This window comes from Methylobacterium sp. Ger2507, from assembly GCF_055231875.1.
Genome location: NZ_JBUYVC010000001.1, coordinates 882,314 through 909,288, shown reverse-complemented (window position 1 = coordinate 909,288; position 26,975 = coordinate 882,314). Strand labels below are relative to the sequence as shown.

Annotated in this window: 29 protein-coding genes; 18 read left to right on the top strand and 11 right to left on the bottom strand. The window is 71.9% G+C overall.

Annotated features, from left to right (window positions below; all coding sequences use genetic code 11):
• Nucleotides 1-2 precede the first annotated feature (2 nt).
• The 9 genes from ACV7NL_RS04280 to panC all read left to right on the top strand — a co-directional run bounded on the left by ACV7NL_RS04280 (nucleotide 3) and on the right by panC (nucleotide 8,085).
• Complete coding sequence (locus tag ACV7NL_RS04280; protein ID WP_463355022.1) at nucleotides 3-965, top strand: DUF58 domain-containing protein; 963 nt, start codon at nucleotides 3-5, stop codon at nucleotides 963-965.
• Between the two features lie 30 nt (nucleotides 966-995).
• Nucleotides 996-1,454 carry a DUF4381 family protein gene (locus ACV7NL_RS04275; protein WP_247635973.1) on the top strand — a complete coding sequence of 153 codons (459 nt, stop codon included), beginning with the start codon at nucleotides 996-998 and terminating at the stop codon, nucleotides 1,452-1,454.
• A 6-nt stretch (nucleotides 1,455-1,460) separates the two neighbouring features.
• A complete protein-coding gene (locus tag ACV7NL_RS04270; protein WP_247636010.1) occupies nucleotides 1,461-2,537 on the top strand; it encodes a VWA domain-containing protein in 1,077 nt (358 codons plus the stop codon).
• Nucleotides 2,534-3,463 carry a vWA domain-containing protein gene (locus tag ACV7NL_RS04265; RefSeq protein ID WP_463355021.1) on the top strand — a complete coding sequence of 310 codons (930 nt, stop codon included), beginning with the start codon at nucleotides 2,534-2,536 and terminating at the stop codon, nucleotides 3,461-3,463. Before ACV7NL_RS04270 ends, ACV7NL_RS04265 begins: the two co-directional genes overlap by 4 nt.
• A gap of 13 nt (nucleotides 3,464-3,476) precedes the next feature.
• Complete coding sequence (locus tag ACV7NL_RS04260) at nucleotides 3,477-4,382, top strand: tetratricopeptide repeat protein (protein ID WP_463355020.1); 906 nt, start codon at nucleotides 3,477-3,479, stop codon at nucleotides 4,380-4,382.
• On the top strand, nucleotides 4,376-5,770 hold the full coding sequence (locus ACV7NL_RS04255) for a hypothetical protein (protein WP_463355019.1): 1,395 nt from the start codon (nucleotides 4,376-4,378) through the stop codon (nucleotides 5,768-5,770). The genes ACV7NL_RS04260 and ACV7NL_RS04255 overlap by 7 nt, the downstream gene beginning before the upstream one ends.
• The gene (bla, locus tag ACV7NL_RS04250) at nucleotides 5,767-6,666 is read left to right on the top strand and encodes a class A beta-lactamase (protein ID WP_463355018.1); all 900 of its coding nucleotides are present in this window, start codon (nucleotides 5,767-5,769) and stop codon (nucleotides 6,664-6,666) included. Before ACV7NL_RS04255 ends, bla begins: the two co-directional genes overlap by 4 nt.
• Before the next feature lie 68 nt (nucleotides 6,667-6,734).
• Complete coding sequence (locus ACV7NL_RS04245) at nucleotides 6,735-7,130, top strand: hypothetical protein (protein WP_463355017.1); 396 nt, start codon at nucleotides 6,735-6,737, stop codon at nucleotides 7,128-7,130.
• 97 nt (nucleotides 7,131-7,227) lie between these two features.
• On the top strand, nucleotides 7,228-8,085 hold the full coding sequence (gene panC, locus ACV7NL_RS04240) for a pantoate--beta-alanine ligase (RefSeq protein ID WP_463355016.1): 858 nt from the start codon (nucleotides 7,228-7,230) through the stop codon (nucleotides 8,083-8,085).
• 4 nt (nucleotides 8,086-8,089) lie between these two features.
• Here panC and ACV7NL_RS04235 read toward each other — a convergent pair whose 3' ends face one another.
• The 8 genes from ACV7NL_RS04235 to ACV7NL_RS04200 form a co-directional block, all read right to left on the bottom strand.
• Nucleotides 8,090-9,487 (bottom strand): extracellular catalytic domain type 1 short-chain-length polyhydroxyalkanoate depolymerase, encoded by a 1,398-nt coding sequence (locus ACV7NL_RS04235; protein WP_463355015.1) that lies wholly within the window; start codon nucleotides 9,485-9,487, stop codon nucleotides 8,090-8,092.
• A gap of 69 nt (nucleotides 9,488-9,556) precedes the next feature.
• Nucleotides 9,557-9,982 carry a hypothetical protein gene (locus ACV7NL_RS04230; protein WP_056187558.1) on the bottom strand — a complete coding sequence of 142 codons (426 nt, stop codon included), beginning with the start codon at nucleotides 9,980-9,982 and terminating at the stop codon, nucleotides 9,557-9,559.
• A gap of 143 nt (nucleotides 9,983-10,125) precedes the next feature.
• Nucleotides 10,126-10,851 carry a DNA polymerase III subunit epsilon gene (gene dnaQ, locus ACV7NL_RS04225; RefSeq protein WP_056187554.1) on the bottom strand — a complete coding sequence of 242 codons (726 nt, stop codon included), beginning with the start codon at nucleotides 10,849-10,851 and terminating at the stop codon, nucleotides 10,126-10,128.
• 57 nt (nucleotides 10,852-10,908) lie between these two features.
• On the bottom strand, nucleotides 10,909-11,565 hold the full coding sequence (coaE, locus tag ACV7NL_RS04220; RefSeq protein ID WP_463355014.1) for a dephospho-CoA kinase: 657 nt from the start codon (nucleotides 11,563-11,565) through the stop codon (nucleotides 10,909-10,911).
• Nucleotides 11,562-12,401, bottom strand: coding sequence for a shikimate dehydrogenase (locus ACV7NL_RS04215; protein WP_463355013.1), 840 nt, complete (start codon nucleotides 12,399-12,401; stop codon nucleotides 11,562-11,564). The genes coaE and ACV7NL_RS04215 overlap by 4 nt, the downstream gene beginning before the upstream one ends.
• Nucleotides 12,398-13,375, bottom strand: a complete 978-nt coding sequence (locus tag ACV7NL_RS04210; RefSeq protein WP_082508023.1) for a cation diffusion facilitator family transporter — start codon at nucleotides 13,373-13,375, stop codon at nucleotides 12,398-12,400. The genes ACV7NL_RS04215 and ACV7NL_RS04210 overlap by 4 nt, the downstream gene beginning before the upstream one ends.
• 88 nt (nucleotides 13,376-13,463) lie before the next feature.
• Complete coding sequence (gene hemJ, locus ACV7NL_RS04205; protein WP_463355012.1) at nucleotides 13,464-13,910, bottom strand: protoporphyrinogen oxidase HemJ; 447 nt, start codon at nucleotides 13,908-13,910, stop codon at nucleotides 13,464-13,466.
• Between the two features lie 7 nt (nucleotides 13,911-13,917).
• Nucleotides 13,918-15,063, bottom strand: coding sequence for a uroporphyrinogen decarboxylase (locus tag ACV7NL_RS04200; RefSeq protein ID WP_056485612.1), 1,146 nt, complete (start codon nucleotides 15,061-15,063; stop codon nucleotides 13,918-13,920).
• A 668-nt stretch (nucleotides 15,064-15,731) separates the two neighbouring features.
• Here ACV7NL_RS04200 and ACV7NL_RS04195 point away from each other — a divergent pair.
• From ACV7NL_RS04195 to ACV7NL_RS04185, 3 genes are read left to right on the top strand one after another with little or no spacing between them, the layout of a single operon-like run.
• Nucleotides 15,732-16,562 (top strand): pyruvate, water dikinase regulatory protein, encoded by an 831-nt coding sequence (locus ACV7NL_RS04195; protein ID WP_056187538.1) that lies wholly within the window; start codon nucleotides 15,732-15,734, stop codon nucleotides 16,560-16,562.
• A 13-nt stretch (nucleotides 16,563-16,575) separates the two neighbouring features.
• Nucleotides 16,576-17,193, top strand: coding sequence for a Maf family protein (locus tag ACV7NL_RS04190; protein WP_463355011.1), 618 nt, complete (start codon nucleotides 16,576-16,578; stop codon nucleotides 17,191-17,193).
• A gap of 34 nt (nucleotides 17,194-17,227) precedes the next feature.
• Nucleotides 17,228-17,593 carry a lysozyme inhibitor LprI family protein gene (locus tag ACV7NL_RS04185; RefSeq protein WP_463355010.1) on the top strand — a complete coding sequence of 122 codons (366 nt, stop codon included), beginning with the start codon at nucleotides 17,228-17,230 and terminating at the stop codon, nucleotides 17,591-17,593.
• 56 nt (nucleotides 17,594-17,649) lie between these two features.
• Here ACV7NL_RS04185 and hisG read toward each other — a convergent pair whose 3' ends face one another.
• The 3 genes from hisG to hemH form a co-directional block, all read right to left on the bottom strand.
• Nucleotides 17,650-18,630: an ATP phosphoribosyltransferase gene (gene hisG, locus ACV7NL_RS04180; protein WP_056187525.1), complete on the bottom strand. Its 981-nt coding sequence runs from the start codon at nucleotides 18,628-18,630 to the stop codon at nucleotides 17,650-17,652.
• Nucleotides 18,623-19,837, bottom strand: a complete 1,215-nt coding sequence (locus ACV7NL_RS04175; RefSeq protein ID WP_463355009.1) for an ATP phosphoribosyltransferase regulatory subunit — start codon at nucleotides 19,835-19,837, stop codon at nucleotides 18,623-18,625. Before ACV7NL_RS04175 ends, hisG begins: the two co-directional genes overlap by 8 nt.
• A gap of 77 nt (nucleotides 19,838-19,914) precedes the next feature.
• A complete protein-coding gene (hemH, locus tag ACV7NL_RS04170) occupies nucleotides 19,915-20,994 on the bottom strand; it encodes a ferrochelatase (RefSeq protein WP_056187510.1) in 1,080 nt (359 codons plus the stop codon).
• Between the two features lie 126 nt (nucleotides 20,995-21,120).
• Between hemH and ACV7NL_RS04165 the strand changes: the two genes are divergently transcribed.
• The 6 genes from ACV7NL_RS04165 (at nucleotide 21,121) to ACV7NL_RS04140 (ending at nucleotide 26,974) form a co-directional block, all read left to right on the top strand.
• Nucleotides 21,121-22,077, top strand: coding sequence for a class I SAM-dependent methyltransferase (locus ACV7NL_RS04165; protein WP_056187506.1), 957 nt, complete (start codon nucleotides 21,121-21,123; stop codon nucleotides 22,075-22,077).
• A gap of 196 nt (nucleotides 22,078-22,273) precedes the next feature.
• The gene (locus ACV7NL_RS04160; protein ID WP_463355008.1) at nucleotides 22,274-23,803 is read left to right on the top strand and encodes a bifunctional metallophosphatase/5'-nucleotidase; all 1,530 of its coding nucleotides are present in this window, start codon (nucleotides 22,274-22,276) and stop codon (nucleotides 23,801-23,803) included.
• On the top strand, nucleotides 23,803-24,516 hold the full coding sequence (locus ACV7NL_RS04155; protein ID WP_056187500.1) for a uracil-DNA glycosylase: 714 nt from the start codon (nucleotides 23,803-23,805) through the stop codon (nucleotides 24,514-24,516). Before ACV7NL_RS04160 ends, ACV7NL_RS04155 begins: the two co-directional genes overlap by 1 nt.
• Before the next feature lie 88 nt (nucleotides 24,517-24,604).
• Entirely contained in the window at nucleotides 24,605-25,015 is a 411-nt protein-coding gene (locus ACV7NL_RS04150; RefSeq protein ID WP_247635989.1) for a hypothetical protein, read from the top strand.
• Between the two features lie 147 nt (nucleotides 25,016-25,162).
• The gene (gene rlmN, locus ACV7NL_RS04145; protein ID WP_463355007.1) at nucleotides 25,163-26,452 is read left to right on the top strand and encodes a dual-specificity RNA methyltransferase RlmN; all 1,290 of its coding nucleotides are present in this window, start codon (nucleotides 25,163-25,165) and stop codon (nucleotides 26,450-26,452) included.
• A 3-nt stretch (nucleotides 26,453-26,455) separates the two neighbouring features.
• Nucleotides 26,456-26,974, top strand: a complete 519-nt coding sequence (locus tag ACV7NL_RS04140) for a hypothetical protein (RefSeq protein WP_463355006.1) — start codon at nucleotides 26,456-26,458, stop codon at nucleotides 26,972-26,974.
• The last annotated feature ends 1 nt before the right edge of the window (nucleotide 26,975 follow it).

The following is a 26,975-nucleotide window of genomic DNA, read 5'->3' as shown; positions in this document are numbered from 1 at the left end:
CGATGTCTGTCCCGAGCCCGGCCCCCGCCGCCCTGTCGGACACCGACCCGCTGCTGGCGCCGGGCATCCACCTCTCCGGCGAGGCGCTGATGGGCCTGCGCCACCTCGCCCGGCGCGGCACCGGCCCGGCCACCCGGACCCTCGCGGGCCTGCCCGGCGGGATCGTGACCCGGCGGCGCGGGCGCGGCTCGGAGCCGGACGACGTGCGCCTGTGGTCCGAGGGCGACGACCGCCGCCACATCGATCGCAACGCCACCGCCCGCACCGGCATCCTGCACGTGCGCACCCACCACGACGAGCGCGACCGCGCCGTGGTGCTCCTCGTCGATCTCCGGCCCTCGATGCTGTTCGGCACCAGGCGGGCGCTCCGCTCGGTGGCGGCGGCCGAGGCCCTGGTGCTGCTCGGCTGGCGCATCGTCGGCGACGGCGGCCGCATCGGCCTCGTGGCCGTGGGGGCCGGCGAGCCCGTGGTGGTGCGCCCGGCCGGCGGCGAGCGGGCCATGACGGCGATCACCGGCGCCCTGGCGCTGGCCCATGCCCGTGCCCTGTCGGAGGCCGGCGGCGCGGATCCGCCCCTGGCGGCGGCGCTCACCCTCGCCCAGAGCCTGCTGCCCTCGGGTGGCCACCTCGTCATCGGCAGCGCCCTCGATACGCCGGGCGCCGATTTCGACCATCTCGTGACCATCATGGCCGAACGCCTGTCGATCCGCCTCGTCCTGGTCAGCGATGCCTTCGAGCGCGCCCGCCCGCCCGGCTTCTACCCCTTCGCCACGCCGGACGGCCGGCGCGGCACCGTCCAGGCGAGCCGGGCCGACACGGCACGGAAGAGCGCCGACGCGCCGCCGAGCGCGGATGCGCGCCTCGTCGCCTATGCCCGGCGCGGCATCGAGGGCCTGCGCCTCGACGTGGAAGCCGGCCCCGAAGCCTACGCCCCGCTGATGGAGCGCCTCGATGCGGTGCTCTGACGTGTTTCACGTGAATCAGGGGATCACCGCGTGAACTCAGACGCCGCTCCGAGCCTCGACCAGTTGCGCGCCCTGCACCTGCCCGCCGAAACCGGGGCCGCGCAGGGCGCCGTGATGCTCGCCATCGCGCTCGGGTTCACGGCCGCCCTCGCCTTCGGCCTGCTGCGCTGGCTGCGCGCCCGGCGGCGCGGTTCGGTGCGGCGGGCCGCCTTGCGCGAACTCGCCGCCGCCAATGCCCTGCCGCCGGAGAGCCGCCGCGTGGCCCAGGCCCAGTTGCTTCGCCGCCTCGCCCGGACGCTCCAGGGCGATGCGGCGGCGGACGCGCAGGGGGCCGCCTGGGCCGCCACCCTCGACCGCCTCTTCGCCACGACCTTCTTCAGCGCCGGCGCCGGCTGCATCTTCACCGACGGGCTCTACCAGCGCGGCGCGCCCGAGCCCGGGCCGGTGGATGCCGAACTGGCCCGCCTGTTCGCCCGGATCGGGGCCTGAGCCATGATGACGGGACTTTTGCCACAAGGGCTCACCGCCCTCGCCTCCGCCTTCGACCTCGCGAGTCCCTATGCCCTGCTGCTGCTGCCCCTGCCGCTGCTGGCCGCGCGGTTGATGCCGGCCGAGCGGGTGGGATCGAGCGGCGCCCTGCGGGTGCCGGCCTCCCTGGTGGCGGAGGCCGCGCGGGGCGAGAGCATCGCGGCGCGCGGTCGGGGTCGCGCCGCCCTGATCTGGACCCTGTGGAGCGCCCTCGTGGTCGCCCTGGCCGGCCCCCGCCTCGTGCTGCCGGCCTCCGCCCTCCCGGCCTCAGGCCGCGAGATCATGCTGGCGATGGACCTCTCCGGCTCGATGGAGCGGCGCGACTTCGCCCTCGACGGCCAGACCGTGACCCGGCTCGCCGCGGTCAAGCGCGTCGGCACCGACTTCATCCGCCGCCGGGCCGGCGACCGCATCGGTCTCGTCATCTTCGCCAACGAATCCTACGTCGCCGCCAGCCCGAGCTTCGACACCGCCACGGTCGCCCGCGCCCTGGACGAGGCGACCATCGGCCTCGTCGGCCGCTCCACCGGCATCGGCGACGGCCTCGGCCTCGCCCTGAAGCGCCTGAGCCCGACGGGGGCCGAGGCCGGGGGCGTGCCACAGGCGGGGGGCGTGCCGCAGGCGGGAGGCGTGCCGCAGGCTGAGGGCGCGCCGCAGGCCACCGCCAAAGTGGTGATCCTGATGACGGACGGCGCCAACAATGCCGGCCAGACCACCCCCCGCGACGTCGCCGGCCTCGCCAAGGAACTCGGCATCCGGGTCCACACCATCGCGCTCGGCCCCCGCGACCTCTCGAATGCCGACGGCGAGCAGGACGTGGTCGACACCGAAACCCTGCGGGACATCGCCGACCTCACCGGCGGCCGGATGTTTCGCGTGAAAACCACCGACGATCTCATGGCCATGGCGGAGGCGATCGATCAGATCGAGGGCGGTCGCGCCAAGGCCCCGCCGGTTCCCCTGCGCAAAGACCTCTGGCCCTGGCCCGCCGCCCTCGCCTTCCTGGCGGCGGCCGGCCTCCTCGCGTCGCGGCGGACCGCATGAGCGTCCTCGACACCATCGCGGTCCTGCGCCCCTGGTGGCTGGTGGCGATCCCCTTCGTCGCCGCCCTGGCGCTGCGCGCCGCCTGGCGCTCGGCGCCGCTCGGCGACTGGACCCGGGCCGTCGATCCCGCCCTGATGGCGCTCCTCGCCAAGCGCGGCGCGGTGCTGGGCGGACGCCGGCAGGCGAACCTCGCCGCAGCCCTCGCGGCCGGCCTGATCGCCCTGGCGCTGACCGGCCCCGCCGTCGAGCGCCCGGACGCCGCCACCTTCCGCAACCTCGACGCCACCGTGGTGGTGGTCGACCTGTCGCGCTCCATCGCGGAGGGTGGGCACCTCAAGGATGTGCGCCAGATCGCCCAGAGCGTGGCCGAGGCGGCCGGGACCCGCAGCGTCGCCGTGGTGGTCTATGCCGGAGACAGCTACCTCGCCGCCCCGCCGACCACCGACCGCGACGCCTTGTCCTCGACCCTGTTCGCCCTCGACGGCGACACCGTGCCCGACCGGGGCACCCACCCCGAGCGCGGGCTGGCGCTGGCCCGCCGCACCCTGGAGGAGGCCGGCGTGATCGCGGGCGACGTGGTCCTGGTCACCGACGGCGACGGCATCGGCGACGCCGCCCTGCGGGAGGCGACCGCGATCCGGGCGAAGGGCTGGCACCTGCACGGTGTGTTCGTGCCCGCCGGACCCGGCCTGCCGACAGGCTCGCCGAAACCCGACCGGGGCGCTCTCGAACGCCTCGCCGATGCGGGCGCCGGGCGCTTCGCCGTCCTCGACCAGCCCGGCCCCGTGCTCGATGCGGTCGGCGTCAGCACGGCGCAGCACCTCGCCGCCGGCGGCTACACCGTGCTGGCCTTCGCCGATCTCGGGCGCTGGCTCGTGCTGCTGGCGCTGCTGCCGGCCCTCGTCCTGTTCCGGAGGGCCGCCTGATGAGGAGCGCCTGATGGCGATCGGTTTGTTATCCGCCCTGCCCGCGCCGCCCCGGGACTGGACCCGGTGGGCCCGCCTCGCCGGCCTCGGGCTCGCGGGCGCCGGCATCCTCGCCCTCACCGCCAGCACCCAGCCGCGCACCAGCCTCGGCCGCACCCTGATGGGCGCCGGACTGCCCGGCGCCGCCGCCTGGGTGCTCGACGATCCGGCCTGGCGCGGCCCGGCCCTCTACCAGGCCGGCCGCTACAACGAGGCCGCTGCGCTGTTCCGCAGCGGCGGCCGCCGCAACGCCTACAACCTCGGCAATGCGCTCGCGAGATCCGGCGACCTGCAGGGCGCCCTCGACGCCTACGACGCCGCGCTGCAATACAATCCGCGCGATGCCGACGCCCAGGCCAACCGCTCGCTGATCGCCCGCCTGGTCGACGAGGGCGCCGGCGATCCCGGCAAGGGCGGGGGCGTGGCCAATGCCACCGCCACGGTGGGCGCGCGCTACAACAAGACCTCGAACCAGGACCCCAACGACGATACCCAGGCCACCTCCAGCGGCGAAGGCCTCGCCGGCAACAAGGAGGGTGGCACCACCTCCTCGACCCCCGGCAACAGCAAGGTCGCCCGCCGCGGCAAGGCCGAGCAGGTCTCGGTGGATTCCGGCAAGGGCGAGGCGCGGGGCTCGGCCAGCGACGCGGCCGGACGCGGCCGCACCGGCGCCGGCTCGGCCATGGTCGCGGCCGCCCCCGAGCGGGAGGTGCGCCGGGTGACCAAGAGCTTCGAGGCCCACGAGATCCGGCCCGACCGCCTCTGGCTCCAGACCCTGCCGGACGATCCGGGGCGCTATCTCAAGCTGCGCCTGAAGGCCGAGCAGGCGGTCCGCATCGAGGCCGGCACCGCCGTGCCGGGTGGGAGCAATCCATGGTGAGCGATCGTTCCGAGCCATCCGCCGCGCGGCCCCGGGATGACGGCGAGCCGACAGGATTCTTGCACCGGCGCAGCATCGTCGCTGCCTGTCTCACGGCCTTCCTCCTCGCGCCCGTTCCCCTCCGAGCCGAAATCAGTCCCGGCGATCTCACCCTCACGGTCACCCCGGAACGCAACGGCAACGCCGATCCGTTCTCGCGGGAGATGGTCCTGCTGCGCATCCACGGCGTCTATCGCCAGGCGATCCTGCTCGAAGAGGTGATCCAGCCGTCGCTCGCCAATTTCAGCTGGACCCAGCTCGGCCGCGACGCCTGGTCGAAGACCCGCCTGCCCGACGGACAGGTGGCGATCGCCTTCGACCGGGTGGTGGCGATCTTCCCGCACCATCCGGGCGACTTCACCATCGATCCCTTCATCCACCGCCTCACCGTCAACGAGGGCGGCAAGCGCGTCGTGGTCGACGTGCCCTCGGCTCCGGTGAACCTGCCCGTCGCCACCTGGACCAAGCCGGTGGGCGGCCCCGACGCCAAGGAGCCGTGGTGGCTGCCGGCCAAGGACGTGACGATCACGGATTCCTGGAGCCCCGATCCCGAGACGGTGAAGCTCGGCGAGACCACCCGCCGCATCGTCACCCTGGAGGCGCAGGGCCTGGTCGCCGAGGGGCTGCCGCCCCGGCCTGTGATGCGCACGCGCGGCATCCTCACCTTCGCCGGACCGGTCACCCGCGAGACCCTCATCACCCCGTCCGGCCCGGTGGCGCGCGCCACCTACCAGTGGGACGTGCGCCCCGCCATCGATGAGGTCATCCCCCTCGACGCGATCGTGATCCCGTGGTTCGACACGGTGTCCCGGACCCTGCGCGAGGCCGAGATCCCGGCCCGCCAGATCGGCGGCGGCCTGCCCGACCGCGACGACGAGGCCAAGCCGATCGTGCCGGCCTCCCCCCTCCTGGTGGTGACGGCCGCCCTCGGCGCCTTCGGGCTCGGCCTCGCCCTGATCGGCGTCGGAACCGGCCGCGACGTCCGCCGCCGCCGTCTCGACGCCCGAACGCGGCGCGCCCTGAGGCGGGCCGCCTCGGCCAGGGACGCGCGGGCCTTTCGCGCCGTGCTCGACCCCGTCCTGTCGGGGCGGCCCGACCTGGCCCGCGCCTGGCAGACGCAGCCGGAGATCGCGGCCGGGCTCGCGGCGCTGGACGACAGCCTCTACGGCCAGGGTCCGGCGGCGGCCCTCGACTTGCCTGCCCTCGACTTGCCCGCCCTCGCCCATGCCCTGGCCAGGCCCGTGACGGTGGCACCGGCGTTGGCGGAGACGCGACCGCGCCTCGCCGCCCTCGACGGTCGCAAGGCACCCTCGGCCGCAGCGCCGCCGGCGCGCTCGGCAACCCCATGACGCTCACCCGGCGCACGATCCTGCGCGCTGGCGCGGTCCTGCCGGTTATGGTCCTGCCGGGCTCGGTTCAGGCCTCGCCGGACCGCTTCGTCGAGGCCGGCGCGGCTCTCGAACAGATCGCGCGCGACCTCGGCGGGCGGGTCGGCGTCACCGTCCTCGACACGGGGGGCGGCCCTTCGCTGCAGCTTGCGGCCGATGCGGCGTTCCCCCTCTGCAGCACCTTCAAGCTGCTGCTCGCCGCCGCGATCCTGGCCCGGGTCGAGGCCGGCCAGGACCAGCTCGACCGCCGGATCGCCTACACGGCGGCCGATCTCGACGTGTACGCCCCGATCACGGGCGGGGCGCTCAAGGAGGGCGGGCCGGAAGCCGGAGCGATGTCCGTCGCGGCGCTGTGCGCGGCCGCGATGGTATGGAGCGACAACACCGCCGCCAACCTGCTGCTCGGGGCGCTCGGCGGCCCCGCCGCCCTCACGGCCTATTGCCGGAGCCTCGGCGATTCCGTGACCCGGCTCGACCGCACCGAGCCCGACCTGAACAGCGCGGAGCCCGGCGATCCGCGCGACACCACCCGACCGGCCGCGATGGCGGCGACCGTCCGGACAATCCTCCTCGGCGACGCGCTCACGCCCGGCAGTCGCGCCCGGCTTGAGGGCTGGATGACAGCGGCCCGCACCGGCACGAAGCGGCTGCGGGCTGGGCTTCCGGGCGATTGGGGCGTCGGCGACAAGACCGGCAGCGGCGCCTACGGCACCGCCAACGTGGTGGCGATCCTGCGCCCGCCGGCCCGGCCGCCCCTGATCGCCGCGCTGTACCTGACGGGCTCTACGGCGTCGGCCGAGGGGCGCGATGCAGCCCACGCGGCGATCGGCCGGGTCATCGCGACCGCCTATGGTTAACGGTCGGTTCACGCCCGCCTGCCAAGGTCGTCCCGCGAGGAAAGGTCGTCTCGCACGAGGGGGACCCGATGCGGCGTGGCTCTGTGGCGATCAGACGGGGCGGGCCGGTGCTCGTGCTCCTGGCCGGACTGGCGCCGATCCCCGCCGGGGCGGCGGATTTCGGCGGCCTCGCCTATCCGACCCCGGGCCGCGCGTTGGACGGCGCCCCGGCGGAGCCCGAGGGCCTGCCGCGCTACTTCCCGCGAGCCGAGGAGGACGGTGGCGTGGTTCACCGCGGACCGGTGCCGCGCCGGCGCCTGACGGGCTGCATCCCCCGGCGGGTTCCCATCCCCACCGATGCCCCCGGCGATCCGAGCTATGTCGGCTCAGCGTATGGGCTCGGCAAGCCGAGCTATTACGGCTTCACCCCGCCGCTCGGCATCGACGATCCCTACGGACGGCCGCTGCGGCCCTATTGTCCCTGAGGCGGCTGGCATCCCGGCGACGGTGCGATTAGGTCTCGCGCGAAACGCGACGTTCGCATCGCGACCGTACCGAAAATCTGCCAAGGACGACCTGCCGATGTCCGATTCCACCGCCCTGCTCCGGTTCACGGCCGTCGTCCCCTTGCGCGCCGAGGCCGCCGCCTGGCGCCGGGCCGGCGAGCGGGTGGTGCTGGTGCCGACCATGGGGGCGCTTCATGCCGGACACCTCGCCCTGATGGCGCGGGCCCGGAGCCTGGGGCAGCGCGTCGTGGCCAGCATCTTCGTCAATCCGACCCAGTTCGGCCCGAACGAGGATTTTTCGCGCTACCCGCGCGACACCGAGGCCGACCTGTCCCTGCTGGCCGAGGCCGGGGTCGACGCCGCCTATCTGCCGGAGGTGTCCGGCATGTACCCCGAGCATTTCTCGACCCGGATCAAGGTCGACGGGCTCACCGAGGGCCTGTGCGGGGCCTACCGACCGGGGCACTTCTCCGGCGTCGCCACGGTGGTGACCAAGCTTCTCAACCAGGTCCAGCCCGACTGCGCGCTGTTCGGCGAGAAGGACTACCAGCAGCTCCTGGTGATCCGCCGCGCCGTACGCGACCTCGACCTGCCCGTGGAGATCCAGGGCGTGCCGACCCTGCGCGAGGTGGACGGCCTCGCCCTGTCCTCGCGCAACCGCTATCTCACCCCCGACGAGCGGGCGCGGGCGCCGCGCCTCCAGGCCGTCCTGTCCGACATCGCCGCGGGGCTGGCGGCCGGGACCAGTGCCGATATCCTGGTGGAGCGGGGCCGGGCCGCGCTGGCGGCGGCCGGCTTCGATCCGGTGCAGTATCTCGAGGTCCGGGACGCCGAGACGCTGGCGCCCGTGAGCCACGCGACCCGGCCGGCCCGGGTGCTGGCAGCGGCCTATCTCGGCCGCACGCGCCTCATCGACAACGTGCCCGTCGGGTGAGGCCTCAAGTTCGCGCCGCCAGGGGGCTGGCCCGGAAGAAGTCGAGCATCGCCCGTGAGGCGTCGGGACCGCGCGGGTCGGTGTAGCTTCCGGCCGCGTCTCCGCCCGACCAGGCATGGCCGAGGCCGCGCACGATCCAGCCCTCCACCGCGACCCGTCCGGCCGCATCGGCGTAGCGGGTGCGGGTGTAGGGCAATCCGCCCGGGCTCGTCGCCTCGGTGGCCTCCGGCGTCAGGCCATCGATGCCGGCCTGGGCCAGGGCCTGCTCGCCGTTGCGCGGGTTGACCGTGCCGTCGCTCTCGCCATGGAACACGATGGTGGGCACCCGCACCTCGGTGGTCGCGCCATCGGCCGACGCAACGGGTCCGAGCCGCATCACGGTCAGGGCCGTCGAGACGTCGCGGGCGCAGCCGGCCGCGAGGCCGGAATGGATGCCCACCGCCGCGTAGAGGTCGGGATAGACCCGGGCGATGTTCACCGCCGCCGCGCCCCCCGCCGACAGGCCCGCGATGTAGACGCGGGCCGGATCGATGCGGTGCTCGGCGATGATGGCGCGGGTCAGACCGGCGATGATCCCGGCCTCGCCCGAATCCCGGCCCTGGTCGACGGGCTGGAACCAGTTCCAGCAGCGCTGGCCGTTGGCGCGCCCGGTCTGGGCCGGGTAGGCGACGAGGAAGCCTTCCGTCTCGGCCAGCGCGTTCATGCCGGTGCCGGCGGCGAAGTCGTCGGGCGACTGGGTACAGCCGTGCAGCATCACCACCAGGGGCAGGTTCGGGCGGGCGTCGCTGGGAACGAACAGCTTGTAGTCCCGCGCCCCGGCCGCATTGGCGAAGCTGTGCTCGGTGAAGGTGCCACCCTCGGTGAGGGGCGCCCGGGCCTGGTTGAAGCCGGTTCCGGATCCGTTGCCCAGACCACCGCTCAAGCCATTGCCCAAACCGTGTTTCAGGCTGCCGCCGAGGCCGGCTGCGAATTGACCCAGGCCGGCGCTGGTCGCTCCCTGGCCGGTCCGTCCGAGCCCGCCGATCACCGGGGCGATGCTCCGGGTCACCGTCTCCACGACCTTGCGCAGCGTCTCGGGCAGGATCGCGGGGAGGATTGCGGCGCGGCCGGGCTCCTCCGGGGCGGCGGCAGTCGGCCGGGCGCGCGCCCCGTTCGGCTCGGGTGCTGGGCCGGCACCGGCCGGAGCCGGGCCGGTTTCAACATGTGCGGCGACGAGATCGATGGTGCGGGGATCGCTCACCGCGGCGCCCATCTCGGCCGGAGGCCGGGCAGCCGACGCACCGCCGGCGAAACCACGCTGGAGCAGATCCGTCGCATCCTGCAGCCGGCCGGCGGCCGTGAGGCGGGTCGCCTCCATCATGTCGGCGAGGCGGTCCTGCATCCGGTTTGAAGATTCGGTCATGGGGTTCGCTTTCCGGTTCGACCGTGAGTCGAACGCTGCGAGGTCGGGAAATGCATCAGAACGGACGTGTCAGCGCAGGCGGTCGGCGAGGGCCGCCTTGACGGCCGGGCTCGCCTGAAGGCTGCCCATGACCTCGATCGACGCGATGGCGTCGCGGGCGAGTTCCGGCGTGACGTCGGGGGCGATGCTGGCGAGTCCGAGCACCCGGATATCCAGGCGGATGCCGCTGGCGCGCGCCGCTTCGAGTTCGGCCCGGTCGTAGCGGCGCAGGCCGAGTTCGACGCCCTTGCGGGCCACGGATTGCCGGGTGACGTCGCCGTGGCGGGCGATCTGGTTGCGCACGGCGGTGCGGATGAAATCGCTCCGATTGGCGTAGACGCTCTCGGATACGAGAAGGTCGATATGGCCGAGATCGACGTAGCCGAGATTGATCGTGATCTTCTCGGTGTCGCCGACCCGGATCGGCGCCCTGGGTTTGTCCTCAAGATCGAGCATCGTACCGTCCCGTCACCATCCAGCTGGATGGTATATGGGGGGTCTTTGCTGCGGCGCAATATGCGGTCTCGTGCGTCGCAGCAATGCGGCGTCGCCCCGCTCCCGTGTGACCCCCTCGGGTCGTACCGGTTCGCTCGGTGCCCTCAGGCGGTCTCTTCGTCGCCGAGATAGTCGCGCCAGACGGCACCACCGCCGCCCAGCGTCGCGATGAAGGCCGCGTGCCGCGTCCGCTCGGCCTCCGTGAGCCGATGGCGCAGCTGGCGCGGACCGACCGGCACGACCTCGCCGCCGTCCCCGATGATGACCACCTCCTCGACTTCCGTCATGGCGAGGCCCAGGCTGGTCTGCTTGCCGCCGAGCAGCTCGACATAGACCTCCGCCAGGATCTGCGCGTCGAGGAGTGCGCCGTGCTTGGTCCGCCGCGTGGTGTCGATGCCGTAGCGCGCGCACAGGGCGTCGAGGCTGTTGGCGGCCCCCGTATGCTTGCGGCGGGCGATCTGCAGGGTGTCGACCACGTCGGCGAGGTCGATGGGCGGGGGTGCCACCGCCCCGAGCCGGGCATATTCCATGTTGAGGAAGCCGACATCGAAGGGCGCGTTGTGGATCACCAGGGGGGAATCGCCGCAGAAGTCGCGAAATTCGTCGACGATGTCGGCAAAGAGCGGCTTGTCGGCGAGCATGGCGTCGGAGATGCCATGCACCCCGAAGGCGCCCTGGGACACCGGCCGGGTCGGGTTCACGAGTTTGTGGAAGACCTTGCCGGTCTGCACGTGATTGATGAGCTCGACGCAGCCGATCTCGATCAAGCGGTCGCCGTTCTTCGCATCCGTTCCGGTGGTCTCGGTGTCGAGAACGATCTCGCGCAGCATCGAAGAATCCTGAGGGTGGGTCCGGGCGACCGGACCATGCGCCGTCCTAAGATCGCGTCAAGGCGCGGACGGTCCGGCGCTCCCGGTCAATTGCCGGATGAGGGCCGCCACCTCGGCCTCCGCGTGCGCGAAGCCGAGGCTGGTGTCGAGGACGAAGTCGGCGCGCGCCCGCTTCTCGGCGTCGGGCCATTGCTTGGCGCGGATCGCCTCGAAGGTCGCGGCATCCATCCCGGGCCGGGCGAGCACCCGGGCGCGCTGCACGTCGGGCGGGGCGGTGACGACCAGGACGCGGTCGCAGCGCGCCGCCGCCCCGGTCTCGAACAGGAGCGGAATGTCGAGGAGCACCAGGGGCGCCCCGACGTGGCGGGCGAGGAAGGCGCGGGCCGCCGCCTGCGCCAGGGGATGGACCAGCGCTTCGAGGGCGGCGAGGCGCTCGGGCGCGCCGATGACGGCCTCGCGCAGCCGCGTCCGGTCGACGGAGCCGTCCGGCGCCAGGGTGCCGGGAAAGGCTTCGCCGATGGCGGGGGCCGCCGCGCCGTCGGCGCCGTAGAGGGCGTGCACGGCGGCGTCGGCGTCATGCACCGGCACCCCGTGCCGCGCGAACATCGCCGCGGTGGCGGACTTGCCCATGCCGATCGAGCCGGTGAGCCCGAGGACGACCGGGCGAGTTCCGGGGACGCTGCTTCCCGGGATGCTCATGCCCGGAATGCTCATGCGGGGGCGAGATCCGCCACGATCCGGGCGCGCAAGGCCGGCGTGACGCGCGGGGTCACCCGGAACCAGCGGGCGAAGCCCGGCACCGCCTGGTGCAGCAGCATGCCGAGGCCGTCGACGGCGGGAAGCCCGCGTGCCCGCGCCGCCGCCAGCAGCGGCGTCTCCAGGGGCGCGTAGACGATATCGGCCACCGCCGCATCCTCGGGCAGGGGCAGGAGATCGAGGTCGAGGGGCGGGTGCCCGACCATGCCGAGCGAGGTGGTGTTCACCAGGAGCCCGGTGCGGGCCATCGCGTCCGGCAGGTCGTACCAGGCGACGGCCTCGACCCGCGCGGGATCGAGGGCGACCAGGGCCTCGGCCCGGGCCGGCGTCCGGTTCGCGACCCGGACCCGCGCCAGGCCGCGCTCCAGGAGGCCGACCACGATGGCGCGGGCGGCGCCCCCGGCCCCGAGCACCAGGGCGGTGCCGCCGCCGCGCCCGGTCCAGTCGAGGCCGAGGCTCTGGTCGAGATGGGCCACGAAGCCCGGGGCGTCGGTGTTGTCGCCGCAGAGCCGTTCGGACCCGTCGAAGAACAGGGTGTTCACCGCCCCGATCATTTCGGCACGCGGCGTCAGCGATTCGACCAGCCGGAACGCCGCCTCCTTGTGCGGGATGGTGACGTTGCCGCCGGCAAAGCCCTTCTCCCGCAGTGAGGCGAGGAACGCCGGGAACGCCTCCGGTGTCACGTCGATGCGCTCGTAGCTCCCGGCGATGCCGTGCTCCTGCAGCCAGTGTCCGTGGATCAGCGGCGAGCGCGAATGCGCGATGGGATGTCCAACGACGAAGGCACGGATCATACGGTGCAATCTCCGGCCAGCGGGCAGGCGGGGCCGCCCGCCTCCTCGATCTGCAGGGTGGTGTGGCCGATGCCGAAACGGGTCCGCAGCTCTTCGGCGGTGGCGATGAGGAAGCCGTTGCCCGGGTGGCCCGGCCCCATCACGAGATGCGCCGTCAGGGCGATCTCCGTGGTGCTCATCGGCCAGATGTGGAGATCGTGCAGGTCGGTCACCCCGGCGCGGGCCCGCAGGTAGGCGCCCACCGCCGCCGGATCGATGCCGGGAGGCACCGCCGAGAGCGACATCACCACGCTGTCGCGCAGGAGGCCCCAGGTCGCCCAGATGATGAGACCCGCGATGACGAGGCTGACCAGGGGGTCGATCCAGGCCGCGCCCGTCAGCACGATGATGAGGCCCGTGACCACCACGCCGGCCGAGACCGCGGCATCGGCCAGCATGTGCAGATAGGCGCCGCGGATGTTGATGTCGCTGCCCTTGCCCGAGGCGAAGAGCCAGGCGGTGAGGCCGTTGATGAGGATGCCGATGCCGGCCACCACCATCACGGTCAGGCCCGCCACCGGCTGCGGCTCGGGGGCGAGGAGGCGGACGGCCGCTTCCCACGCGATGGCACCGGTGGCGACCAGCAGGAACACCGCGTTGAACAAAGCGGCGAGGATCGAGGAGCCGCGCAGGCCGTAGGTGAAGCGCGGCGTCGGGCTGCGCTTCACCAGCACCGAGGCGATCCAGGCCACCAGCAGGCCGAGCACGTCCGAGAGGTTGTGGCCGGCATCGGCCACCAGGGCCATCGACTCGCTGGCGAAGCCGTAGATCGCCTCGATGACCACGAAGGCGACGTTGAGGGCGATGCCGATGGCGAAGGCGCGCCCGAAGCTGGCCGGCGCGTGGACATGGCCACCACCGCCATGCGAATGGCCGCCGCCCCCGTGGGAATGGCGATGGCCGTGATGATCGTGATCGTGCGCGTGCTCGGCCATCAACTCCGCCTCGGATCAGCTCCCTCCCCTCCCCGTTTGGGGACGGGAATGCGTCCTGCCTCGAGAGAAACGCCCGCGTTCGACACGATCACCAAAAACTCGGCTTCACCGCGGCCAGGATCACGATGAGGATCATCAGCAGCGTCGGCACCTCGTTGAGGATGCGGTAGAATTTCGGCGCGCGCGTGTTCCGGTCGGCGGCGAAGTCCTTGACCATCCGGGCGAGCCAGCCGTGGACGCCGCTCATGGCCAGCACCAGCACGAACTTCGCCTGAAGCCAGCCGGCCGCATAGTAGCCGCTCATCCAGGCGAGGGTCAGGCCGAACACCCAGGTGGCGATCATCGCCGGAGTCATGATCGCCTTCAGCAGGCGCCGCTCCATGACCTTGAAGGTCTCGGACTGGCCCGCCGCATGCGGTCCCGGCACCAGGGCGGCGTGGTAGACGAACAGACGCGGCAGGTAGAGCATCGCCGCCATCCAGGAGATGAGCGCGACGAGGTGCAGGGCCTTGAGCCAGGGGTAGAGCCCGTCCACGTCGGCCTCAGCCCCGCAATCGGGCGAGCATGCGCTCGACGTGGGCGATCGGCGTCTGCGGCGTGATGCCGTGGCCGAGATTGAAGATGTGCGGCAGCCCTTCGGTGGCCGCCAGCACCCCGTCCACCGCCGCGTCGAGGGCAGCTCCGCCTTCGATCAGGGTTTCCGGATGGATGTTGCCCTGCGTCACCGTGCTGGCCGGCACCGTCTGGCGAAGCGCCTTGAGATCCACCGACCAGTCGACCCCGACCGCATCGGCGGCGGTCTCGGGCACCACGCGGGCATGGCCTTCGAGCCCGGAGCCGCGGGCGAACACGATGATCCGGGCGCCCGGCACCCGGGCCCGGACCCCGGCGATCATCCGGGCGATGGGCTGGAGCGACCAGCGCGTCAGGGCATCGCGCTCGGTCGCGTCCGGAAGCGCGCTCTCGGCGACCTCGTTGACGGCCTCCTCGGTGATCTCGCCGGCGCCGCGGGCGTCGGGCAGCGCGCCCGCATGCGACTCGAAGATCTGCACCGCATCGGCCCCGGCTTCGAGCTGACGCACGAGGTATTCGGTCTGCACCGTGACGAGGCGGTCGATCAGGGCCTCGACCAGGGCGGTGTCCTGCCGGGCCAGCGCCCGGGAGGGGGCGAGGTCCGGCGTGCCGCGGCCGCCGATCATGTAGCTCGCCACCGTCCAGGGCGCGCCGCAGAAGCCGAGCAGGGTGGTCTCGTGGGGCAGTTGCGCGCGCAGGCGTCGCACCGTCTCGAAGACCGGCTCCAGGTGGGCGAAGATCGCCGGATCGCCGGCCTCGCGCAGGCGCTCGAACTCGGCCCGGCCCGCCATGGGGTCGAGGCGCGGCCCTTCCCCCTCCACGAAGCGCACGGTCTGGCCGAGCGCGTCCGGGATCACCAGGATGTCGGAGAACAAGATCGAGGCCTCGAAGCCGAAGCGCCGGATCGGCTGCAGCGTCACCTCGGTGGCGAAGTCGGGATTGTAGCAGAGGTCGAGGAAGGAACCGGCCCTGGCCCGGACCTCCCGGTACTCGGGCAGATAGCGCCCGGCCTGGCGCATCATCCAGGCGGGGGGACGGGGCAGGGCCTCGCCCGCGAGAACCCGCAGGACCGCCCGGTCCTGTCCCGTGCGGTTCCCTGCAACTGCCTGGCTCATCCGATCTCCCGACGTCCCAATCCCGTGTGGCCGGTATGTAGCACCGAAGCGCCGGATGTCTTCCTCCCGAAATGTCTTCCTCCCGAAACCGTGTCGCTCGGAAAACCTCCTGTCCCGAAAGCGCTCCCTCTCCAAAATCCCGCCTCTTCCGAAAATACGCCTCTTCCGGAAACACACGTCTTCCGAAAACCCGTGTCTCCCGAAAACTCTTGCCGGGTCCGGGTGCCGGATGGGCGCTCCGGACGTCATCCCCACACCGGCTCTCTAAAAGGAAAGAGAGATTCTAGGACTCTGTTTTTTCTTTTAGAGGGCTGGATGGCGGGACCGGAAAATCGTCCACAGGGCGTCCCCGCGGCCGCGGCGTTAATCAGGCTTTAACGGATTGGGTCCAATGTTTGGGATAGGTGATGGCCTACAGTGCCTTGCCCCTGCCCGGGGGCGCCCGACCGGGCTTCGGTCCCGGATTCTCCCAAAACCGCGCGGGAATCGCGCCGGTGTGATCGGGTGTTGACGCCGGAGTCGATAACACGACCCGGGCCCCCGCTGGACCCTTCGGGCAAGCCAGCTTATCCACCCTTATCGACTCCCCTGACCGAGCCCGGTGGACAAGACCATGACGGGTGATCGTCATGCATCCTGGACCTCAGGCCGGAGGAGACAGCCCTTCGATGAGCCGTAGTTATTTCCACCTGCATCTCGTGTCGGATTCCACCGGCGAGACGCTCATCAACGTGGGCCGCGCGGCCGCCGCCCAGTACGAGGGCGTCTCGGCCATCGAGCACGTCTATCCGCTGGTGCGCTCCGCCCCGCAGCTCGAGCGGGTGATCTCCGAGATCGAGGCCGCTCCCGGCCTCGTGCTCTACACCCTCGTCGGCCACGACCTGACCGAGCGGCTGGAGGCGGCCTGCCGCGAGACCGGCTCACCCTGCCTCTCGGTGCTGCAGCCGGTGCATGCGCTGCTGCAATCCTATCTGGGGGCGGATTCGACGGCCCGGCCCGGCGCGCAGCACATGCTCAACGCCGAGTACTTCAAGCGCATCGACGCGATGAACTTCACCCTGGCCCATGACGACGGCAACCTGCCGCTCGACGTCAACGAGGCCGACGTCATCCTCGTCGGGGTCAGCCGCACCTCGAAGACGCCGACCGCGATCTACCTCGCCAATCGCGGGCTGAAGACCGCGAACTTCCCCCTGGTGCCCGGCATGCCCCTGCCCGAAACCCTGGAGACGGCGCGAAAACCCCTCCTGGTCGGGCTGCTCGCCAGCCCGGAACGCATCGTCCAGATCCGTCAGAACCGGCTCCTCAGCCTGAAGGCCGACGATTCCTCGCTCTATGTCGACCGCAGCGCGGTGGCCGACGAGATCGCCGCCTGCCGCCGCCTCTGCGCCAAGCACCGCTGGCCGACCATCGACGTGACCCGGCGCTCCATCGAGGAGACGGCCGCGGCCATCCTCGACCTGCACCGCGAGCACCGCCTCAAGTTCATCGCCTCCTGAGGGGCTGCCCCGCATGACGAGTTCCCTGTGGCGCGGAGCCCTGCCCCTCCTCCTCGCCTCCACCAGCCCGACGCGGCGCGGCCTCCTCGACGGCGCGGGACTGGGGGTCGAGACGGAAAACCCCGGCGTCGATGAGCGCGCGGTGGAGGCGGAAGCGGCCGGGCTCGCCCCGGACGACCTGGCCCGGCGCCTCGCCGAGGCCAAGGCGGGCGCGGTCGCTGCGCGCCGGCCATCGCGCGTCGTCGTCGGGGCGGACCAGGTCCTCGCCTGCGACGGCACCTTGTTTCACAAGCCGGCGGACCCGGCCGCCGCGCGCGAGCAGATCGGCCGCCTCGCCGGGTGCACCCACGCGCTGCATTCGGCGGTGGCGCTGGCCATCGACGGCGGGGTGGTCGAAACCTTCGTGGAGACGGCGCGCCTGACCATGCGGCCCCTCACGGCGGCGCAGATCGCCGCCTATGTCGACTGCGCCGGGCCGGACACAATCCGGTCGAGCGTCGGCGGCTATCAGCTCGAAGGCCTCGGCATCCACCTGTTCTCCGCGATCGCCGGCGACCATTCGACGATCCTCGGCCTGCCGCTGCTGCCGCTCCTGGCGCGGCTGCGCGCCCGGGGGCTGCTGGGTTTCTGACGATTCCTCGATTCACCGACCGCGCGAGGCCACCATGTTTGCGACCGTCCGCCCTCTCCTCAAGGCCCTGCGCTTCGGCGCCCTGCCCCTCACGCTGGCAGCGGCCCCGGCCTTGGCCGCCAGCTTTCCCTGCGACAAGGCCGAGGCCGCCGACGAGAAGGCGATCTGCGCTCACCTGTCCCTCAACGACCTCGACGTGGAGATGGCCACCCGTTTCGAGATCCTGCGGGCCATGCTGCCGATGGGCGGTAATGCCAAGCTGCGCGAGGATCAGGAAACCTGGCTCACCGAGCGCCGCACCTGCGGCGGCGACTTCGCCTGCCTGAAGCAGGCCTATGAAGGCCGGCTCAAGACCCTGCGGGCGGTGTTTTCGGAATTCGCCAAGCAGGGGCCGCTGTAGCGAGCACGAGCGGGCGAGCAAACCCGCCGAGCGTGAAAAGAAAGCCGGCGAAATTCCTATCCGAGCCGGCTCAGCAAACGATCCATCAGCGGGTTGTCGGGGGTGAACGCGTAGTCGATCTTGCGCACGTTCACGGCTCCGGCCCCGGCCTTGACCAGGGCGTCGGCGAGCTCGAACACCGCGTCGACGGGGCAGTGCAGCACCATCTCGCCACGCCCCTCGGGGGCGCCGTAGGGCAGTTCGGCATCGTGCAGAGCGGCGATGCCGGCGAGATCGATGTCGCCGTCGTCCGGCATGGCGGCCCGGACCTCGCGGGTGGTGCGGGCCCGTTCCTCCGCCTGGATGCGGCCGAGCACCGCCCGCAGGGCCCGGCGCTGGGGCTCGCCCCAGGGGGCGTTGAGGGAGGCGACGAGGTTCGCCTCCGAGCGCAGGATGATCCCGTCCTCCAGGATCTTGAGGGCGTTGGCGGCCAGCGTCGCACCCGTGGTGGTGATGTCGACGATGATCTCGGCCGAACCCGCCGCCGGCGCGCCCTCGGTAGCGCCCAGGCTCTCGACGATGCGGTAATCCGCGACCCCGTGCTCGGCGAAGAACCGGCGCGTGAGGTTGATGTACTTGGTGGCGATGCGCAGGCGCTTGCCGTGGCGGACCCGCATCTCGGCGGCGACCTCGTCGAGGTCGCTCATGGCGCGGACATCGATCCAGGCCTGCGGCACGGCGACGACCACCGTGGCCTGTCCGAAGCCGAGCGGCGTCAGCAGCTCGACCTGGCCGCGCGCGTCGGGCAGCGACTCGCGGATCAGGTCCTCGCCGGTGATGCCGAGATGCGCGGCGCCGCTGGCGAGCTGCGCCGCGATTTCGGAGGCCGAGAGGTAGCGCACCTCGACGCCGGGCACCCCGACGAGCTTTCCGCGATAGTCGCGGGCGCCGGTGTTCTGCGCCAGCTTGAGGCCTGCGCGGGCGAAGAAGGCGGCGGCGTTCTCCTGCAGCCGGCCCTTGGAGGGAACCGCGAGGACGAGAGAATCCGGTTCAGCCACGGGCTGCCTCCTTCACGGTTGCGGCGTCCGCGGCGACCCGCGAGAGCCAGACGGCGCAGCCGACGGCGGGGACCGGCACGGGGCTTCCGAGATGCTGGAGCAGGCCGTCGTAGCGGCCGCCGCCGACGAGCGGCAGCTTCGGCGCACCGGGCGCCGTGCCCTCGAAGATGAAGCCGGTGTAGTAGTCGAGGTTGCGGGCGAAGCCCCCGGAGAACCGGAAACGCGCGACGGGCAGGCCGCGCGCGGCCATGAAGCCGGTGCGCTCCTCGAACAGCTCCAGCGCCGCCTCCAACGGGGGATGGTCCAGGCCGGCCTCGCGGACGAGGTCGCGCATGGCGGCGGCGGCGGTGTCGGGGTCGCCCTCGATGGCGCGATAGCGCTCGACCACGGCCCGGTTCTCCGGGTTGAGACCGGAGCCGCCGCTGGCCTGCGCGGCCGCCTTGGCGAGGAAGCGCTCGGCGATCTCGCCGGCGCTGCGGCCGCCGACCCGCGAGATCCCGGCGATCGACAGCACGTCCTCCACGAAGGCGCGCACGCCCTTGGGGTCCTGGCCCTGGATCGCCGCGAGGAGGCCGGCATGCGGGTCCTCGGTGCGCAGGCCGTTGGTGACGGCATCGAGGGAGCGCCCGGCCGCGAGCGCCCGCAGGGTGCGGCGCTTGGCGGTCGGCGGCACCGCGAGGGCGTCGAGCAGCGCGTCGATGAGGCCCATGTCGCCGAGGCGGACGGCGACGTCCGGGCGTCCGAGCAAGGCGAGACCTTCCAGGGCGAGGCCGATCACCTCGGCATCGGCGGCCGGCGTGTCGGTGCGCCCGACCGATTCGATGCCGGCCTGGAGGAACTCGTCGGGCTCGTCGCCGGCCAGCCGGAAGACCGGCCCGAGATAGCTGTAATCGGCGCTGCGCGGGGCCGTGGGTGCGGGCGACGAGGCGCCTGTGGGTGCCAAGAGTTTCGGCGCGTGCGCGAGATGGTGGCGGCACACGGGGATCGTGAATTCCGGCCGCAGGCAGAGTTCGCTGCCCGAGGCGTCCTGGGTCACGAAGATGCGTCGGCGGATGTCCTCGCCCGACAGTTCCAGGAACGGCTCCACCGGCTGCAGCACCGGCGGCGTCACGACGCCGTAGCCGGCGCCCTGGAAATGGGCGAGCAGGCGCAGGTGATCCTGCGATTGTTCGCCCGCGGTTCCCCCGCCTGCCTCCGGTCTGGTCATCGTGTCGCCTGCCGCCTCATCGGGGGCTCTAGTAGCAACCGACTCGGCGCTTGGCGATGGCCCCGGCGCCGCGCGATCTAGAGCCAGCCCTGCAATTCGCGCCGGACCACGGTCTCGATCACCGTCATGCCGAGATCGCTGTCGTTGAGGCAGGGGATGTAGGCGAACTGCTCGCCGCCATTGTCCTCGAAATAGTGGCGGTTCTCGCCGTCGAGCTCCTCCAGCGTCTCGAGGCAATCGGCGGTGAAGCCGGGGGCCACGATCGCCATACGCTTGACGCCGCTCTTGGCGAGGGTCTGGACGGTCTCGTCGGTATAGGGCCGCAGCCATTCCTCGTTGCCGAAACGCGACTGGAAGGTGGTGCGCATCTTGTCGGTCGAGAAGCCCAGGGCCTCGCGGATCAGGCGGCCGGTCTTCACGCACTGGCAATGGTAGGGATCGCCCTTGAGCAGGTAGCTCTTCGGCACCCCGTGGAACGAGGTCAGGATCACCTCGGGCTCGAAATCGAGCTTGGCCAGGCCCTCGCGGATCGAGGTCGCCATCGCGTCGATGTAGACCGGGTCGTCATGATACGGGGCCGAGACCCGGACCGTGGGCTGCCAGCGCATCTGCATCAGGGCCTTGAAGGCCTGGTCGCAGGCGGTGGCCGAGGTCGCGGCCGCGTATTGCGGGTAGAGCGGCACCAGCAGGATGCGATCGCAGCCCTGGTCGAGCAGGGCCTGGATGCGCAGGCGCACCTCCGGCTTGCCGTAGCGCATGGCCCAGTCGACCACCACCGAATCACCCATCGCCGCCTGCAGCCGCTCGGCCTGGCCCCGCGTGATGGTCTTCAGCGGGCCCTCGTTGCGCTCGTTGTTCCACACGCTGGCATAGTCGCGGCCCTTCGGCCCCGGCCGCTTGGTCAGGATGATGAGGTTGAGAAGCGGCCACCAGATCAGGCGCGGCACTTCGATGACGCGGCGGTCGGACAGGAATTCCTTGAGGTAGCGGCGCATCGGCCAGTAGCTCGTGCCCTCGGGCGTCCCGAGGTTCATCAGCAACACGCCGACCCGGCCCCAGCGCACCGGCGGATGCTCGGCCGGCAGGGGCGCGTGCGTGGCGGTGGTCGGGAGCGACAGGCCCTCCTGCGGGGACGGCGGTGCGACGCGTTCGTTCATCGGGTTTCCGTAACGCCCGGGCAGCCGGGCTCGAGGGAGGCGCAGATGGGGACAGGTTGTGTCGGTGCCCATATCGATCTAGAGCACGGAGCCTTCCAGCGATCACGCGATGGATGAAGGCGCGACATGCCGTCTCCCCGGTACTTCTTCAACCACTTCATGCCCTTCACGGGCTATCCCTATACGGGAGGACCGACCGCCTGCAATCTTTGCGGATCGGCGGAATCGGTGGTGGTGGCCGAGAGCGACCGGCGGCTGAAGATCCTGCGTTCCATCGCCTGCCGCCAGTGCGGCCTGATCCGCACCGACCCGATGCCCACCCCGGCCGAGCTGTCGGATTACTACGCCAACGCCTACCGCGCCGATTACCAGCTCGCCTTCGCGGGCGGCCCGCCCCGCGTCCACCTCAAGCGCTCCGCCCGCGAGGCCGCCTTCCGTGCCGGCCTCCTGGCGCCCAAGCTGAAGCCGGGCGCCCGCGTGCTCGATTTCGGTTCCGGATCGGGTGAGTTCCTGGCCGAGGCCCGCGCCAAGGGCTGCGAGGCGATCGGTGTCGAGCCGGGGCGCGACTACGCCAACTACGCCCGCGCCCATCACGGCGTCGAGGTGCTGGACGACGCCGACGAGGATGCGCGCTTCCCCGAGGGGTATTTCGACGTCGTCACGACGCGGCACGTGCTGGAGCACCTGCGCGACCCCGCCGACGTGATGGAGCGTCTGGCCCGCTGGCTGAAGCCGGACGGCGTTCTCTTCGCCGCCGTGCCCGACATGGCCACCACCGGCAAGCCGGCGCATGAGCGCTTCCACTTCGCCCATGTCCACGGCTTCGTGCGCGAGACCTTCGACCTCAACGCCCGCCGGTCCGGCCTCGTGCCCCATCCGGATTACCCGCGCGAGAACACTGCGGTGGTCTACCGCAAGACCGATGCGCCCCCCGTGGCGCTGGCCTGCCCCGGCCTCGCCGAGCGCCTCGCGGTGGAACTGAAGCCGATGCCGCCGGGCGTCTTCCTCGCCTCCGGCGCCTGGCTCTGGCCCATGGTCCGCCGCAACGCCAAGGCCGTTCGCGACACCTTCGTGTCGCGCTGAGGCCGCGCGGGCAGAGCCTCGATCCACCTTCCCCGAAGATTCACCTGTCCGAAACGAGCGCGCGGCCGTGACAGGCGGGCGCGATCCTCGCGGGCTCGGCCCCGACCGTCATAGCGGGATCATCGATGGCGGCCTAGAAAACCGATCGGACGGCGGTCTCCCGCCGGGCCGCCCGCGATGCCGCCAGGACGACCCCATGCCGAGCCCCAACCGCCGCCAGACCTTCGGCCTCGGAATGGGCCTCGCCGCCGGCTTGAGCGGCCCGGCCGTAGCTGCCCCTGTTCCTGCCTCGCTGCCCGATCCGACCTTCACCCTGCTCCTCGTCAACGACGTCTACCAGATGGCCGACATCGACGGCCGGGGCGGCTTCGCGCGGCTGGCCGCCATCGTGAAGGCCGAGCGGGCGCGGGGGGTGCCGATGCTCTACGCCCATGCGGGCGACACTCTCTCGCCCTCACTGATGTCGGGCTTCGATCGCGGCGCCCACATCGTCGAACTCCTCAACCTCGCACCGCCCGACGTGTTCGTGCCGGGCAACCACGAATTCGATTTCGGCCCGGCGGTCTTCGCCCAGCGCATCGGCGAGGCGACCTTCCCGACGCTCGCCGCCAACCTGCGCGACGGGGCGGGCCGGCCGCTCCCCGGCCTGCGCGACCGCATGGTGGTCACCCTCGGCGGCATCCGGGTCGGCGTGGTCGGCATCGCGCTTGCGAGCACGCCGGAGAAATCGCAATCGGGCGACCTGCGCTTCGGACCCGAGATCGAAACCCTGTCCCGCGAGGTCCAGGCCCTGCGCGCCGAGGGCGTCGACCTCGTGGTCGGGGTCTGCCACACGGCCCGGCCCACGGACGACGCCATCGTGGCGGCGCGCCTGGTGGACATCCTGCTCTCGGGCCACGACCACGACCTGATGCTGCGCTACGACGGCCAGACCGTGATGGTGGAATCGAGCTTCGACGCCCATTACGTCACGGCCATCGACGTCACCGCGACGGTGACCGGAACCGGCAAGACCCGCAGCGTCGCCTGGCGCCCGAGCTTCCGGGTCCACGATTCGGCCCAGGTGGTCCCCGATCCCGAGACCCAGGCCGTGGTGCGCCGCCTCGAAGCTACCCTGTCGCGGGAACTCGACGTCCCGGTGGGCGAGATCCGCGGTCCCCTCGACAGCCGCATCGCCACGGTGCGGGCGCATGAGGCGAGCTTCGGCAGCCTCGTGGCCGATGCGATGCGGGCCTCCACCGGTGCCGCGATCGCCATCACCAATGGCGGCGGCATCCGGGGCAACCGGGTCTATCCGGCGGGGGCGACGCTGACCCGCCGCGACATCCTCACCGAACTGCCCTTCGGCAACACCGTCGTGCTCGTGGACCTCAGCGGTGCCCAGATCCATCGCCTCCTCGAAGGCGCGCTGTCCGACTGGGGCCGGCCCGCGGGCCGTTTCCCGCAGGTCTCCGGCCTCGTGGTCACCCTCGATCCCGCCGCGCCGGCGGGGAGGCGGATCGTCGACCTGACCGTGGACGGACGGACCCTGGCGCCCGAGGCGACCTACACGGTCGCGTCGAACAACTTCCTGTACGATGGCGGCAACGGCTACGGCGAACTGGCGCGCGGCCGCACCCTGATCGGGCGGACCGACGGCAAGCTCGTGGCCAATGAGGTCATGGCCTATATCCGGGCCAACGCCCCGCTCCCCGCCCCGACCGAAGGGCGCATCCTGGTCAGCTGATGCCCGACACCCCCGTCGCCGACGCCCTCGCCCGGTTCCGAAGCTCCGGTTCGCCCTGGCTCGCCCTGCCGTTCTTCGCGGACGGCTCCGCCGAGGCGGTCGCCGCCCGGGTCGATGCCCGCATCAAGGCGGGCGCCACCGTGCTGCCGGCCCCGGACGCCATCTTCAACGCCCTCGCGCTGACGCCCCTGGATCGGGTCAAGGCGGTCATCCTGGGCCAGGACCCCTATCCGACCCCCGGCGACGCCAACGGCCTCGCCTTCTCGTATGTGGGTCCCCGCCGGCTGCCCGCCTCGCTCAAGGTGATCCTGGCCGAATTGCCGCCGGGCACCGGACCGTCCACGGAGTCGAGCCGGTCCCGGAGCGGAGACCTGACGCCCTGGGCCCGGCAAGGCGTGCTCCTCCTCAACGCCGCGCTGACGGTGGAGGCCGGCAAGGCCGGCGCCCACCTGCGCTACGGCTGGTCCGCCCTCACCGATCAGGCGGTGGCGGCGATCTCCGCCCGCCCGCAGCCCGCCGTGTTCCTGCTCTGGGGCGCACAGGCCCGCGCCCGGGCCGCGCTGATCGACGGGGAGCGCCACGGCGTCATCGCGTCGGGCCATCCCTCCCCGCTCAACCGGGCGCGGGATTTTCCGGGGTCCCGGCCCTTCGACGCCGCCAATGCCTGGCTCGAGGCGCACAGCCTCGCGCCGATCGACTGGCGGCTCCCCTGAACCGCCGTGCGGTTTGACGACGGGCCGGCGCGATCTATCTCACGCCTCTAAGCGGAGCTTAAGAATCCGCGATCGAGGAAACCCGCCCATGTTCGTCCGTTCCCTGTCGGCCGCCGGCCTCGCCGCGTGCCTCCTGCTGCCGGCCTCCGCCCAGGCCCAGATCCGCAACGCGCCGTCGCCGCGGGCGCTGGAATTCGCCGCCTACATCTTCGCCGCGTCCAACGTCTGCGGCTATCGCATCGGCACCGAGGAGTTCGATGCGCTGCTGGAGAAGCAGAACGTACGCGCGGCCGATGTCGGTCCGCGCGGACCCTTCGGCGGACGGGTCCAGACCATCTTCGCATTGATGTCGAACCAGATGCAGCTCAACCGCGAGAAAGCCTGCCTCGCCGTGGCCGGCGAGTACGGCCCCGAGGGCACCATCACCAAGAACGTTCTGCTGCCGGCCTCGGCCGAAGCGCCTCCGGCAGCGGCACCGGAAACCAAGCCGGCGCAATAGATTGTTTGCCGGTTCATAGACGTCGGTTGATGGGGCACGGAGGCGGGGTCGCCGGTTATGATCCCGGCACAGACCTCACCCGCATTCGCGTTTCGGCCCTGAATCGCCTATATCGGACCCATTCCAAGTCCGAAGGTTCAGTCCATCATGGCGACGGCGTCGTTCGACACCGCCCGGCGCGACGCGAGCGCCGTTTCCGCAATCGAGAAGCTGCCCGAGTTCGAGCCGCAGGCGGCCCCGCTCGGGCGGGCTTCCATCGTGGGGCTCACCCGCGAGCAGCTGAAGGCCCGGCTCGGGGCCATCGGCGTCTCCGAACGCGAGCAGCGCATGCGCTCGGGCCAGATCTGGCACTGGCTCAACGTGCGCGGCGCCAAGGCCTTCGACGACATGACCAATGTCGGCAGGGGCCTGAAGGCTCAGCTCGCCGAGGCCTACACCCTCGACCGGCCGGAGGTGATCACCGAGCAGGTGTCGCGCGACGGCACCCGCAAGTGGCTGATGCGGATGGCGCCCACCGGCAAGCACGACCACAATCGCGGCGCCGAGATCGAGTGCGTCTACATCCCGGGGCGCGGGCGCGGCACCCTCTGCGTCTCGAGCCAGGTCGGCTGCACGCTCACCTGCTCGTTCTGCCACACCGGCACCCAGCGCCTCGTGCGCAACCTGACGGCGGCCGAGATCACGGCGCAGCTCGTCGTGGCCCGCGACCATCTCAACGACTGGGCCGGGCAGAACCCCACCGCCCCCGGCGAGGACGAGACCCGGCGCAAGGTCACCAACATCGTCTTCATGGGCATGGGCGAGCCCCTGTACAATCTCGACAACGTCGTCGATGCCGTCGGCGTCATGGCCGACCAGGAGGGCCTCGGGCTCTCGCGCCGGCGCATCACCGTTTCGACCTCCGGCGTCGTGCCGCAGATGCAGCGCCTCGGCGACGAGGCCCATGCCATGCTGGCGATCTCGCTCCACGCGGTGCGCGACGACCTGCGCGACACCCTGGTGCCGCTGAACCGGAAATATCCCCTGGCCGAGCTGCTGGCCGCCTGCCGGTCGTATCCGGGCCTGAACAACGCCCGCCGCATCACCTTCGAATACGTGATGCTGAAGGGCATCAACGACACCGACGCGGATGCGCGCGAGCTGGTGCGGCTGCTCAAGGGCATCCCGGCCAAGATCAACCTGATCCCGTTCAATCCCTGGCCGGGCAGCATCTACGAATGCTCGGACTGGGATCGCATCGAGCGCTTCTCCGAGATCGTCTATGAAGCCGGCTACGCGTCGCCGGTCCGCACGCCGCGCGGCCGGGACATCCTCGCCGCCTGCGGGCAGCTCAAGAGCGAGACCGAGAAGCTGCGGGCCCGCGCCCGCATGATGCTGGAGGATGGCATCGGCGCCGAGGGCGTCTATGCGGGAGCCGACGACGGCGACGACGACTGACGGGTGCGTCTCCTCGGGCAGCTCTTCGTCGCCGCTTTGGCGCTGGTGCTGGCGATCCCGTGCGGGGCCGCCATCCTGGCCCTCGGAGCGATGCTCGACCCGGAGACCAGCGCGGCCCTGTCGCGCCTCGGCCTCGTCGGCCTCTTCGCGGGCCTGACCGACCTCGCCTCGGGCATCGGCCCCGAGACCCTGCTGTTCGCGTTGGCCGCCATCGCCCGCGCGCTGCTCGTGCTCCTCGTGGTGCCGCCCGTGCTGGTGGCGATCCTCGGCACCGTCCTCCACTGGCGCGCCGCCACCTGGTACGGCGCCGGCACCGGCCTCCTCACCGCCTGCCTGCCCTGGCTGGCCCGCGGCCTGTCGCGGCCGGGGACGGGCTCCGAGGCGCTGGCCCTGGAGGGCCGCATCACCGCCGTGCTGTTCCTCACCGGCGCCGCCTCCGGCCTCGTGTACTGGCTGATCGCCGGCCGGCATTCCGGCGTCCTTTCCGGCGCCCCTTCCGACCGCGACAACGGACGTGCCTGAC